The sequence below is a fragment of the Mesorhizobium ciceri WSM4083 genome (assembly GCF_000519305.1).
Classification (GTDB): Bacteria; Pseudomonadota; Alphaproteobacteria; order Rhizobiales; family Rhizobiaceae; genus Mesorhizobium; species Mesorhizobium ciceri_B.
The window spans coordinates 378878-391111 of sequence record NZ_JAFG01000004.1 but is presented as its reverse complement, the minus strand read 5'-3'; the positions used below and the strand labels follow the sequence as shown (position 1 = coordinate 391111).

Genomic DNA, 12234 nt, shown 5'->3' with positions numbered 1-12234 from the left:
CGAAGGCCGCCTGCAGCCGCTTGCTGCAGGCGGCCTTTTGCTGAAGATTTGCAGAGCTGGCTCGCAACCCGGCCCAAGGTTCGGTGCATATATGGAAGTCCAGGCGGCAATCGAGGAAAACCTGTCCGGCGCCGTCGCCGGAACCTTGTTTCGACGCCCGCAGGCCACCACCGGTGTCGTGGTGTTGGGTGGGTCGAGTGGCCGCGTCGATGTCGGGCGCGCACGGCTCTTTGCAAACCAGGGCTCGTCGGCTTTGGCCCTGCGATGGTTTGGCGGTGAGGGCCAGCCTCCCGGAATATGCGAAATTCCCCTCGAAACCTTCTTTACGGCAACCGACTATCTCATTGGAACGGGATGCCGCCGCATCGTCTATGTCGGCACATCCAAGGGTGCCGAGGCCGCATTGCTCGCGGCGGTCCATGATCAGCGGGTCAACGCTGTGGTCGCGATCAGCCCGTCATCGGTGGTTTGGGGGAACATCGGTGCGGGCCGGGATGGCGTTAGCTGGCCTGAACGATCCTCATGGTCGCTCGGCGGTATTCCCCTGCCATTCGTGCCGACAGATCCGGATTGGGCACCCACGCCCGTGGATGGTCTGGTGTCTTATAGGGGGTTATTCGAACGCAGCTTGAAAGCCTTCAAGCGGGAGGCGAATGCCGCTGCCGTTCCCGTGGAGAAAATATCGGCCGAGATTGTGCTTGTCGCGGGTGGCGACGATGCGCTGTGGCCCTCCCTATGGTTCGCGGAAGCGATTGTCCGGCGGCGCGGCAAAGCCGGCAAGGTCACCCACCTCGTTTCATCGCCGGATGCGGGGCACCGTATTCTCTTGCCGGGGGAGACCACGCCGCGCTCGGTATCGCATGAGCATGGCGGCAGTGACGAGGCTGATTCGAGGCTGGGAACCAGGGCCTGGAAACATATTCTAGAGTTGCTGTAGCAGGGGTTTCGCGGCGGCCGAAGGATGCTGGTCGTTCCAGAAGTCGAGCACAGTCGAGATTATTGCCTCTGGCGCGTCTTCCTGAACGAGATGTTTGGCATTTGGAACCGTGATGAACGGCGCACCGGGGATGCGGCGCGCGAGTTCTCGCCCGTCGTCGAGCGGAATCCACTCGTCGTCTTCACCCCACAGGATCGTCACAGGGCAACGTATCTCGCCATATCGCCACTCGACCTCTCGACTGTACTTGTCGTCCATCTGCGCGATCTGACGCCAAAAAGCCTTCTGGCCCTCATCTCCAAGCCATGGCTGCAGATAGAGCTGCATTTCGTCCGCGCGCAATGCGTTCGCGACAGCGCCGCCGATATAGGCGCGAAGCATGGCTTCATGGATATAGGCCGGCAGACCGGCAAACGCTTTCTCGTGTTCTTTTGCCGCTTGAACCAAGGGCGATCCCTGAGGGCTGATCGCGACCGGATCGATCAGCACCAGAGAGCGATAATCGAGCCCGTTGAGCAGGTGGCCGCGCAACGCGACGGAGCCGCCGAAGTCATGCGCCACGATGTCGGGCCATTCCAGCTCCCAGTGAGCGTAGAGCGCCGCAAACAGCTCGTTTTGAATGCCGCGCGACACGTCCGCGTCGGGCTTGGCGGATTGCCCGTAGCCGAGCATGTCGAAATAGTAGATTAGGCGCCGCTGCCCGAGCCAAGCTGCAATGCGCCGCCATTCCACCGACGAGAACGGGGTACCATGAAGCAAGACCGCCGGCGGGCCGTCGCCGATCGTTCCCCATGCGATCGGGTGACCCGAAAAAATAAAGCGTTCGGGCAGGGACCAGTTTTCGGCTGGCATGAGGGAACTCCTCGAGAAGGCAACAATTTGGCTGCTTGACCTTGCTCGATCTCAATGGCCGGTCGGGTCGAAAGTTCCCAACCGCCCTTTCTCCAGCCCGTTTCCGGGCAATAGGCTCAAGTTTCGGAGTTGCACCGCACCTTTTCGTCTAACGGATCTCTACGTCAGCGCATCGCCGCTGCGATATTACCGCCATCGACCGTTGTCACATCGGCGGTGGTGCGGTCGGCCAGCGCGTGATGCAGGAAGGCCTGCGCCACGTCCTGCGCCGTCACTTCCTGGCCGAGCAGATTGCCGGACATGTAGTCCTTTTCCGACACGCCGCGCGCGCCCGAGCGGCTGGCGATCATGGCGTCGGTCAGAAGCCCTGAGCGGATGCGGTCGGCGTTGACGGCGTTGGAGCGGATGCCATGCGCGCCATAGTCGAGCGCGTATTGCCTGGACAGGAACAGTGTCGCCGCCTTCGGCACGCCATAGGCGCCGAACTTCGGGCCGGGATTCACCGCCTGTTTGGAGGTGTTGAACAAAAGCACGCCGCCTGTGCCCTGCTCGAGCATGATGCGCACGGCATTCTGCGCCACCGATTGGTGGGCGAAGAAATTAAGCTCGAAACTCTTGCGCAGGAGCGCGTCGTCGAGCTCGCCGATGCGGCCTTCCCAGGCGGCGCCGGCATTGGAAACCACGATGTCGACACCGCCGAACACGGCGACTGCTCTGTCGAAGGCGGCACGCACCTGCGCCGGGTCGGTAATGTCGGCGGCGACGCCGATCGAATTGTTGCCGGCCTTCTTCGCCGCGTCGGCAGCCTTTTCGGCGTCGAGATCGACAACGACGGCATGGGCGCCATTGTCGGCGAACAATTTGGCTGTCGCTGCACCGATCGCGCCGGCGCCGCCGGTGATCAGCACCACCTGGCCAGTCAGTGGCTTCGGCTTGTTGGAGGCGAGCTTGGCCTGTTCCAGCGACCAGTATTCCAGCGGGAACAGATCGGCCTTGGAGAGCGGGTGGAAACGGCCGACCGCCTCGGCGCCGCGCACCGCCTCGATCCACATCTCGCCGACATCCGAGGCGATCTTCGCGTCCTTCAGCGTGCGGCCATGGCCGAACATGCCGAGGCCCGGCACCAGCGTCAGCCGCGGCATCTGGTCGAGCATGGTGCGCTTGACGTCGTCGAGCGCATCATTGGTTTCGAAATAGGCGCGATAATCCTTGGCGAACGCGTCGACATGGCTCTTGATCACCGCCTTGTAGTCACCGGCCTTGTCAGCATCGGGCGCCGGCAGCGCCATTGGGCCGGTCTTGATGCGGATCGACAGATCCGGTGTCGACACGCCGCGTCCGGCATAGTCGGCAATCTCGGATGAATTGATGAAATCGACGATTGCCGGCGAAGTGCGGAAATCGCTGACCATGCGGTCGAAGCGGCCTTCGCCGCGCGCCACCGCCACCGCACCACGCAGCATCGGCGCGATGGACGCCGGTGTCGCGAGGCTTGCCGGCAAGGCCGCCTTTGCCGCCTTCGGCTTGCCGCTTGCGGCAATGAAGTCCTCGGCGACGTTCACATAGTGGATCATCCGATCGTAGGCCTGTTTGGCGTCGTCGCCGAAGGTGAAAATGCCGTGCTTGTCGAGGATCAGGCCTTCGACATCAGGGTCGGCGTCGAAGATGTCGGCGGCCGCCTTGGCGAGGTCGAAACCGGGCATGATATAAGGCACGTAACCCATCTTGCTGCCGAAGACCGTCTTCACCAGCGGCTTGGAATCCTCCTGGTCGACGATGGCGAGGATGGCGGTCGAGTGCGTGTGGTCGACGAATTTGTGCGGCAGGAAGGCATGCAGCAGCGTCTCGACCGACGGGTTGGGCGAGGACGGATCGATGAGGTTGACGCGTTGCAGGGCAACCATGTCCTCGTCGGCCAGCCTGCTCAGCGCGCGGGCCTTGAGCAGCGGCTTGAGCTTGACCGCCGGCAGGCCCTGCGGCTCGATGACGCCCATGTCCCAGCCGCTGCCCTTGACGCACAGCACGTCCCACTGGTCGCCGACAAGGTCGGTTGCCGTCGTCTTGCAGGAGGTGTTGCCGCCGCCATGCAGGACCAGCCGTGGTTCGCCGCCGAGCAGCCGGGTCGTGTAGACGCGCAGCGCCAGGTCGCGGCCGACACCCTTTTTCGCGTAGTCTGCGACGAGTTTTTCGGCTGCTTCGTCATTCCACAAATTCTTCATGTTCGCTTCGTCCGGTTGTTTGTCTTTGATGGTGAAACAGGAATGCCGCGACGCTTTGATGACAATGCGCCGGCGACGGAGAGGGGATTACCTAGGAGGCCTTTTCTGTCGTGGCAGCCGCATGGTCCAGGAGCCGCTGCGCCATGTGCGCGCCGACCACCAGATGCGTGCAAAGGCCGCCCGCGATCGCCGCGAGCAGCGGTTCGAACTTGCTGTCCTCCTGCACCACCACCAACCGCCTGGCGATGGCGCGCAGCGAGGCAAGCTCGGCGGAGATCACCCGCCTGTTATAACTGCAGTCGAGCACCTTGCCCTCGGCGTCTATGATCTGCCCGGCAATCACGCCGGCAGCGCCTTGGCTGCGCAGATCCGCCATTTCACCTGGCGTCAGCGCGCCGCATTTGACCAGATGGCTGTCGGCGTCGACCGCGCCGACCGAGTATAACGCCAGGTCGCATTCGCTGACACCCGACAATTGTTCCCGGATCACCGGCTCGGCACGCAGCGCCCGCGCGAGTTCTTCCGTCGACAGCACCAGCGGCGCGTAGAAATTGAGCCCCTTGGCGTTGAGCCGCCGCGCGATCTCCATGGTGCATTGGTCGGGGCGATAGGAATAGGGCGCGCCGAGATTGCCGCAGAGCTGCACCACCGTGACATCCTGCAGGTCGGCATAGGACATGACGTCGGCGATCATATAGACGGTGCGGCCCCAGGCGACGCCGATGCGGTCGCCCTTCTTGACCAGTTCGAGAAAGACGCTCGCCGCCAGCACGGCGATTTCCGTCGACGGGTCGGCAATATGATCATTCTCCGGTGCGATCCAGACGGCGTCGAGGCTCAACGCATCCTCGAGCTTGCGCGCCAGAACGTCGTCGGTGAAAAGCTGGGTCGAGGTCGAGATGTTGACGATGCCGGTCTCGCGCGCCTTGCGCAGATACATGGCGACCGAGGCACGGGAAATGTTAAGCTGGCTCGCCACCTGGTCCTGCCGCAGGCCATGGGCATAGTAGAGCCAGGCGGCCTTGTGGATGAGCTGTTCTGCCGGTCGGATCGCCATGCCGTCTCCTTGGCTGACATTATTCACGGCTCTCGACAAAAGTCAAATTGGGCAGAGGTATGCGATGCTCCCGCTCACGCCGAATCTGGTTCATCATTCTGCCAAATGCGCTCTCTCGTGGCATCGTTTGTGGTGACGCGGCCCGAGCCTGTGATTAGAACGTCTGAAAGAAAATCGCGGGGAGCAATGGGATGGGCAATCCTTACGAACAGGATCTCGACAAGAACGCAGCCAACCATCAGCCGCTGACACCGCTCACCTATCTGGAGCGCGCGGCCAAGACCTATCCCGACCAGATCGCCATCATCCATGGCCGCCAGCGCATCGACTATCGCACCTTCTGGCAGCGGTCGCTGAAGCTTGCCTCGGCGCTCGACAGGCGCGGCATCGGCAAGGGCGACACCGTCACCGTCATGCTGTCAAATACGCCGCCGATGCTGGAGGCGCATTTCGGTGTGCCGATGACCAAGGCGGTGCTGCATTCGCTCAACACCCGCCTCGATGCCGCGGTCGTCGCCTTCCAGCTCGATCATGCCGAGACCAAGGTGCTGATCGTCGACCGCGAATTCTCCGGCGTCGTCAGGCAGGCCCTGGAACTGACCGAGGTCAAGCCGCTGGTCATCGACTATGACGATCCCGAATACGCCGACGACGCGCCGTATCCGAAGGGCGAGCGGGTTGGCACGCTGGACTATGAGGCGTTTGTCGCAGGCGGCGCCGAGGATTTCGCCTGGTCGATGCCCGACGACGAGTGGGACGCCATCTCGCTCAACTACACTTCCGGGACGACAGGCAATCCGAAGGGCGTCGTCTACCACCATCGCGGTGCCGCGCTGATGGCCTACACCAACACCATTCATGCCGGCATGGCCAAGCACGCCGTCTATCTCTGGACGCTGCCGATGTTCCACTGCAATGGCTGGTGCTTTCCCTGGACGCTCGCCGTCCAGGCCGGCACCCATGTCTGCCTGCGCTGGGTGCGGCCGAAGCCGATCTACGATGCGATCGCCGATCAGGGCGTCACCCATCTGTGCGGCGCGCCGGTCGTCATGTCGGTGCTGATCAATGCCAGGGACGAGGACAAGCGGGAATTCCCGCAGACGGTCACTTTCAACACGGCCGCTGCACCCCCGCCGGAAGCGGTGCTGTCGGGGATGGCCGATGCCGGCTTCGCCGTCACCCATCTCTACGGCCTGACCGAGACCTATGGCCCGGCGGTCGTCAACGAATGGCATGGCGCCTGGGACAGCCTCGAAAAGGGCGAGCGCAGTGCCAGGAAGGCGCGGCAGGGCGTGCGCTATGCGGCGCTCGAAGGCCTGATGGTCATGGACCCCGAGACGATGCGGACGACACCGGCCGATGGGGAGACCATCGGCGAGGTCATGTTCCGCGGCAACATCGTCATGAAAGGCTATTTGAAGAACCGCAAGGCGAGCGACGAGGCCTTCGCCGGCGGCTGGTTCCACTCCGGCGATCTCGGCGTCATGCACCCCGACGGCTACATCCAGCTCAAGGACCGCTCCAAGGACATCATCATCTCCGGTGGCGAGAACATTTCCTCTATCGAGGTCGAGGACGCGCTCTACAAGCACCCGTCGGTTGGCTCTTGCGGCGTCGTCGCCAGGCCCGACGACAAATGGGGCGAAGTGCCTGTTGCCTATGTCGAGCTGAAGCCCGGCAAGGTCGCGACCGAAGCCGAGATCATCGATCACTGCCGCGCGCTGCTTGCCCGGTTCAAGGTGCCGAAGGCGGTCATCTTCGCCGAAATCCCGAAGACCTCGACCGGCAAGATCCAGAAATTCCGGTTGCGCGAGATGGCGAGGGGGACTTAAGCCTCGTCGCTGCTCCTCCATTACGACTTTTGCGATTAGGCAAAGCCTCCGCGGCTTTCGTCGGTCCCTGTCACCATTTGTCACCATTCGTACGCGTACACAGAATCCGCATTGACAGGTCGGTCTTTTCAATTTACGAGTGACGAAAATCGAAATTCATCACTCGTAAATCGATAGAGGTCATGTCCGAAGCCGCCACCATAGTCGCCGAAGCCGCCCGACAGGAAAATGTAACGCGCATTCTCGATTGCGCCGAGCGCCTGTTCCGGCACTATGGCTACGGCAAGACCAATGTCGCCGACATCGCGCGTGAGCTCGGCATGTCGCCCGCCAACATCTACCGTTTCTTCGCCTCCAAGGTCGAAATCCACCAGGCCGTCTGCGGCCGGATGCTCGGCGCCAGCTACAAGATGGCCTACGAGATTTCGCGCCTGCCGATCAGCGCCGAGGAGCGGCTCCGGCGTTACGTGCATGCGCAATACAAGATGACGATGGAGGTCATGCTCGACGACCAGAAGGTCCACGAGATGGTCATCGTCGCCCTCGAACGGGATTGGGGTGTGATCGACAAGCATGTCGACAGCATCCACGACCTGTTTGCGGAGGTGATCCGCGACGGCATCGAGGCCGGTGAGTTCAGGCAACAGGACCCGGTGACCGCGTCGCGCTGCTTCGGTGCCGCAACGGTCATCCTGTGCCATCCGCAGATGGTGGCGCAGTGCCTTGCCAAGACCAACCGGGCGATGCCCGACGATCTGATCGACTATGCGATCAGAGCTCTGAAGTAATAGCTCCCGCCAGCCGGTTGTCGACCATTCATCTCCAGTCGGAGTACCAAGATGTCTTTGTCCAATTCCATCCTTCGCAAGCTGCCAGTTGCCAGCCTGATCGTCGCCACTCTCGGGCTTGCCGGCTGCAGCCAGGAAAAAGCCGAAGTCAAGGATATCATCCGTCCGGTCAAGGTTGTCGAGATCGCGAAGGTGCATGACACCCGCATGCTCTCCTATTCCGGGTCGGTGCGGGCCCGCACCGAGAGCGCTCTGGCGTTCCGCGTCAACGGCAAGATCACCGAGCGCCTCGTCGATATCGGCGAGCATGTGGCCTCGGGCGATGTGCTCGCCCGCATCGATCCCATTGACTACGACCTTTCGGTCAAGAGCGCGCAGGCAGCGCTCGATGCCGCCGAGCGGCAGGTCGAGACCGTGGAGCTTGCCCGCAAGCGTGCCGAGCAGCTTTTTGCCAAGAATTTTGCCCCGAAATCACAACTCGAACAGGCGACCTTGACCTATGACCAAGCGGTCGCCACGCGTGATTCCGCCCTTTCGACACTTGCTCAGGCGAAGAACCAGGTCGGTTATACCGATCTCAAGGCCGACAGGGATGGCATCGTCACCACGGTCAGCGCCGACGTCGGCCAGGTGGTCGGTTCCGGCACGCCGGTTGTTACTGTCGCTGTCGACGGCGAAAAGGAAGTGCTGATCGCCGTCCCCGAAATGGAAATCGCCGAATTCAAGCCGGGCAAGGCCGTCAAGGCGGGCTTCTGGTCCGACGATGCGCTGGCGCTCGATGGCAAGGTCCGCGAAGTCGCCGGGAGCGCCGATCCGCAGTCACGCACCTTTGCAGTCCGCGTCAGCCTGCCCAACGATCCGCGTGTTTTGCTTGGCATGACCGCCAGCATCGAAGCCTCGGCGGCCAATGAGCGGCAGCTGGTCTCGATCCCGCTGAGCGCACTGGCCGAGCAAGGCACCCAATCGATCGTGTGGACCGTCGATCGTGGCGCCGACACCGTTCATGCCCGTCCGATCAAGGTTGCCGAGTTCGCCGCCGATGGCGTGCGTGTCGCGGAGGGTTTGAAACCCGGCGATGTCGTGGTCGCCGCCGGAACGCAATTCATGACCGAAAACCTGAAAGTGAAGCTCGCCGGTGATACGGCGCTGCAATCGGCATCCGCGGCGGACGGCGACGCCAAGCAGGTGCGCTGACGACAGACAACCGGCTGCGCGTTTCCGCAGCCGCTGGTTTCCGGGCGGCAGGCGCCCGACCGAGACGCTCGATTGATGTAACCCCCACATCGATTTCGCGTCCCACCGCGATGAGTGCTCCTCCGCTCGGAGAGCCTTGCCGCCCGGAAGCCACTACGAACCCTCGATTTTGTTGCGCTAGATAGATGGACCAGCGTCGATGACCAATTCCACGGAAGAGAAGCGGCCCTTCAACCTGTCGCGCTGGGCAATCGGCCATCCCGCCATTGCGCGGTTCCTGTTCGGCCTGATCATCATTTCCGGCGCGCTCGGCCTGATGCGCATGGGCCAGAAGGAAGATCCCGATTTCACCTTCCGGGTCATGGTCGTCCAGGCGATCTGGCCGGGCTCCTCGATCCAGGAGATGGAAGACCAGGTCGTCAACAAGATCGAACGCAAGCTGCAGGAAACGCCGCATCTCGATTTCGTCCGCTCCTTCACTCGCGCCGGCAGCGCCATCATCACCGTGCAGATCAAGGGCGACACCAACACCGCCGAGGTGAACGACGCCTTCTACCAGGTGCGCAAGAAGGTCGGCGATATCCAGGGCGACCTGCCGCAAGGTCTGCTCGGCCCCTATTTCAACGACGAATTCGGCGACACCTTCATCACCCTGCATTCGATCAGCGGCGATGGCTTCAGCTATCCCGAGCTGAAGAAGTTCGCCATCCAGGCGCGCGACATGCTTTTGACGACGCCCGGCGTCGAGAAGGCCGTCATCATCGGCGACCAGCCGGAAAAGCTCTATATCGACGTCTCGTCCAAGGCGCTCGCCGAACGCGGCCTGACGCTGACCGATCTGCAGAATGCGATCAAGGGACAGAACAATGTCGACCCGGCCGGCTCCGTCGATACCGGCACCAATTCGGTGCGCATCTCCGTCGAGGGCGATGTCGGCAAGGTCGAGGACATCAGGAACCTGCGCCTGCGCGCCGGCGGCCAGGTCACAAGGTTGGGCGACATCGCCACGGTGACCTCCGGGCTGCAAGATCCGTTCCAGCGAAAGTACCGCTTCAACGGTCACGACAGCGTCCAGTTGGGCGTCGTCATGGCCAAGGGGTTCAAGGTTACCGATGTCGGCAAGGATGTCGAGGCCACCTACAAGCGCTTCGAGGAGGCGCTGCCCTACGGCGTTGCGGTCGACCAGATCTCCGACCAGCCGGGCGTCGTCACCGATGCGGTGGCGGAATTCATGCATGCGCTTGGCGAAGCGTTGCTGATCGTGCTGGTCGTCTCGTTCCTGTCGATCGGTTGGCGTTCCGGCCTGGTCATCGCCATCGCCATCCCGCTGGTGCTCGCTGCCACCTTCGCCATCATGTACGAACTCGGCATCGACCTGCAGCGCATCTCGCTCGGCGCGCTGATCATCGCGCTCGGTCTTCTGGTCGACGACGCGATGATCGTCGTCGAGATGATGGAGCGCAAGCTGGAGGAGGGGATGGTCAAGGTCGAGGCGGCGAGCTTCGCCTATTCCTCGACCGCCTTCCCGATGCTGACTGGCACGCTGATCACCACAGCCGGCTTCATTCCGGTCGGCTTCGCGGCCTCGACAGCCGGCGAATATGTCCGCACCCTGTTCTATGTCGTCGGCATCGCGCTGATCGTCTCCTGGTTCGTCGCGGTCTATTTCACGCCATGGCTCGGCAACATGATCCTCAAGCAGCGCAAGCATGCCGGCAGCCATCACGATGTCTTCGACACGCGTTTCTACCGCCGGCTTCGTGCTACCGTCAGCTGGGCCGTGCGCCATCGCATCATCGTCCTGGTGATGACGCTGGTCACCTTCGGCACCAGCCTGTGGGCTTTCCAGTTCATTCCGCAGAACTTCTTCCCGCAATCGTCGCGGCCGGAAATCCTCGTCGATCTTTGGTTGCCGGAAGGCACCAGCATCAAGGAAGTCGAGGCGCAGGCAAAGGCGCTCGAAACCAAGATGATGGACGACAAGGACAAGCGTTTCATCGCCACCTATATCGGCGAAGGCGCGCCGCGCTTCTTCCTGCCGCTCGACCAGCAACTGAGCAACCCCAACTTTGCCCAGCTGCTCGTCATGGCCAATGACGAACCGGCTCGCGAACGTCTGATCGTCAAGTTGCGCACAGTGCTGGCCGAAGACTTCCCGTCCATCCGCGCCAAGGTCGATCGTCTGTTCCTCGGCCCGCCGACCGGCTGGCCGGTGCAGATGCGCGTCATGGGGCCGGATCGCCAGGAGGTGCGCCGCATCGCCGACCAGGTCAAGGCGAAATTCCGTGAGGATCCGCTGCTTGGCGCGGTGCATGATGACTGGCTGGAGCCGGTTCCGGCGATGAAGCTGGTCATCGACCAGGATCGTGCCCGCGCACTCGGCGTCACCTCGCAGCGCATCCGCCAGATGCTGCAGGCGACGATGTCCGGCGCGCCGCTCGACGACTTCCGCGACGGCGAGGAGACGGTGTCCATCGTCGCCCGCGAGCCGGATGCCAGCCGCAGCCTCCTGTCCTCGGTCGACTCGGTCTATATCCCGACCGACTTCGGTGGCTTCGTGCCGCTGTCGCAGGTTGCCAAGGTGGTGCCGGTGCTGGAGCAAGGCATCGAGTGGCGCCGCGACCGCCTGCCGACCATCAGTGTGCGGGCAACGCTGCCCGACGGCGTGCAGTCCAATGACGTCGTCACCAAGCTGTACAAGGATATGCAGGGCCTGCGTGACGGATTGGCGCCCGGCTACAAGGTCGAGATCCAGGGCGGTGCGGAGGACTCGGCGGAAAGCCAGGCTTCGATCGCCGCCAAGGCGCCGATCATGCTGGCCGTCATCGTCGTGCTTTTGATGATCCAGCTGCAGAACTTCGGCAAGGCGATGCTGGTGCTGGCCACCGGTCCGCTTGGCATTATCGGTGCTGCCGCGGCACTCTTGATCAGCGGCGCGCCATTCGGCTTCGTCGCCATTCTCGGCGTCATCGCGCTGCTCGGCATTATCATGCGCAACTCGATCATCCTGGTCGACCAGATCGACCAGGACATCGCCGCGGGCATGGACCGCTACGAGGCGATCATCGGTTCGGCCGTGCGCCGTTTCCGGCCGATCACGCTGACGGCGCTGACGGCGGTGCTGGCGCTGATCCCGATCTCGCGCGGCGTCTTCTGGGGTCCGCTCGCCTACGCCATGATGGGCGGCATCCTGGTTGCCACGGTGCTGACCATCCTGGTCCTGCCGGCCGGTTACGCCCTGTTCTTCGGCCGGGAGCCGAAGAAGCGCGGGGCGGAGGGCCGGACGGACGATCTGGAACTGAGCCAGGAAGCCGAAAAGCCGCAACTGGCGCTGGCCGCCGAATAGATCGATCAC

8 protein-coding genes are annotated in these 12234 nt (G+C 62.9%); 5 read left to right on the top strand and 3 right to left on the bottom strand.

Annotated features, from left to right (window positions below):
* The first annotated feature begins 91 nt into the window (after positions 1-91).
* Complete coding sequence (locus MESCI2_RS0107780; RefSeq protein ID WP_050596494.1) at positions 92-937, top strand: acyl-CoA thioester hydrolase/BAAT C-terminal domain-containing protein; 846 nt, start codon at positions 92-94, stop codon at positions 935-937.
* Here MESCI2_RS0107780 and MESCI2_RS01000000134465 read toward each other — a convergent pair.
* The 3 genes from MESCI2_RS01000000134465 to MESCI2_RS0107765 form a co-directional block, all read right to left on the bottom strand.
* Positions 923-1789 carry an alpha/beta fold hydrolase gene (locus tag MESCI2_RS01000000134465; RefSeq protein ID WP_032900487.1) on the bottom strand — a complete coding sequence of 289 codons (867 nt, stop codon included), beginning with the start codon at positions 1787-1789 and terminating at the stop codon, positions 923-925. The genes MESCI2_RS0107780 and MESCI2_RS01000000134465 overlap by 15 nt on opposite strands.
* A gap of 164 nt (positions 1790-1953) precedes the next feature.
* Positions 1954-4008, bottom strand: coding sequence for a bifunctional aldolase/short-chain dehydrogenase (locus MESCI2_RS0107770; RefSeq protein ID WP_027036076.1), 2055 nt, complete (start codon positions 4006-4008; stop codon positions 1954-1956).
* A 91-nt stretch (positions 4009-4099) separates the two neighbouring features.
* Entirely contained in the window at positions 4100-5065 is a 966-nt protein-coding gene (locus tag MESCI2_RS0107765; protein ID WP_027036075.1) for a sugar-binding transcriptional regulator, read from the bottom strand.
* Between the two features lie 191 nt (positions 5066-5256).
* Here MESCI2_RS0107765 and MESCI2_RS0107760 point away from each other — a divergent pair, with 191 nt between their 5' ends.
* The 4 genes from MESCI2_RS0107760 (at position 5257) to MESCI2_RS0107745 (ending at position 12225) form a co-directional block, all read left to right on the top strand.
* On the top strand, positions 5257-6897 hold the full coding sequence (locus MESCI2_RS0107760; RefSeq protein ID WP_027036074.1) for an acyl-CoA synthetase: 1641 nt from the start codon (positions 5257-5259) through the stop codon (positions 6895-6897).
* Positions 6898-7079: 182 nt separating this feature from the next.
* The gene (locus MESCI2_RS0107755; protein WP_027036073.1) at positions 7080-7685 is read left to right on the top strand and encodes a TetR family transcriptional regulator; all 606 of its coding nucleotides are present in this window, start codon (positions 7080-7082) and stop codon (positions 7683-7685) included.
* Positions 7686-7736: 51 nt separating this feature from the next.
* Positions 7737-8879: an efflux RND transporter periplasmic adaptor subunit gene (locus MESCI2_RS0107750; protein WP_032900486.1), complete on the top strand. Its 1143-nt coding sequence runs from the start codon at positions 7737-7739 to the stop codon at positions 8877-8879.
* Positions 8880-9078: 199 nt separating this feature from the next.
* Positions 9079-12225 (top strand): efflux RND transporter permease subunit, encoded by a 3147-nt coding sequence (locus MESCI2_RS0107745; RefSeq protein ID WP_027036071.1) that lies wholly within the window; start codon positions 9079-9081, stop codon positions 12223-12225.
* The last annotated feature ends 9 nt before the right edge of the window (positions 12226-12234 follow it).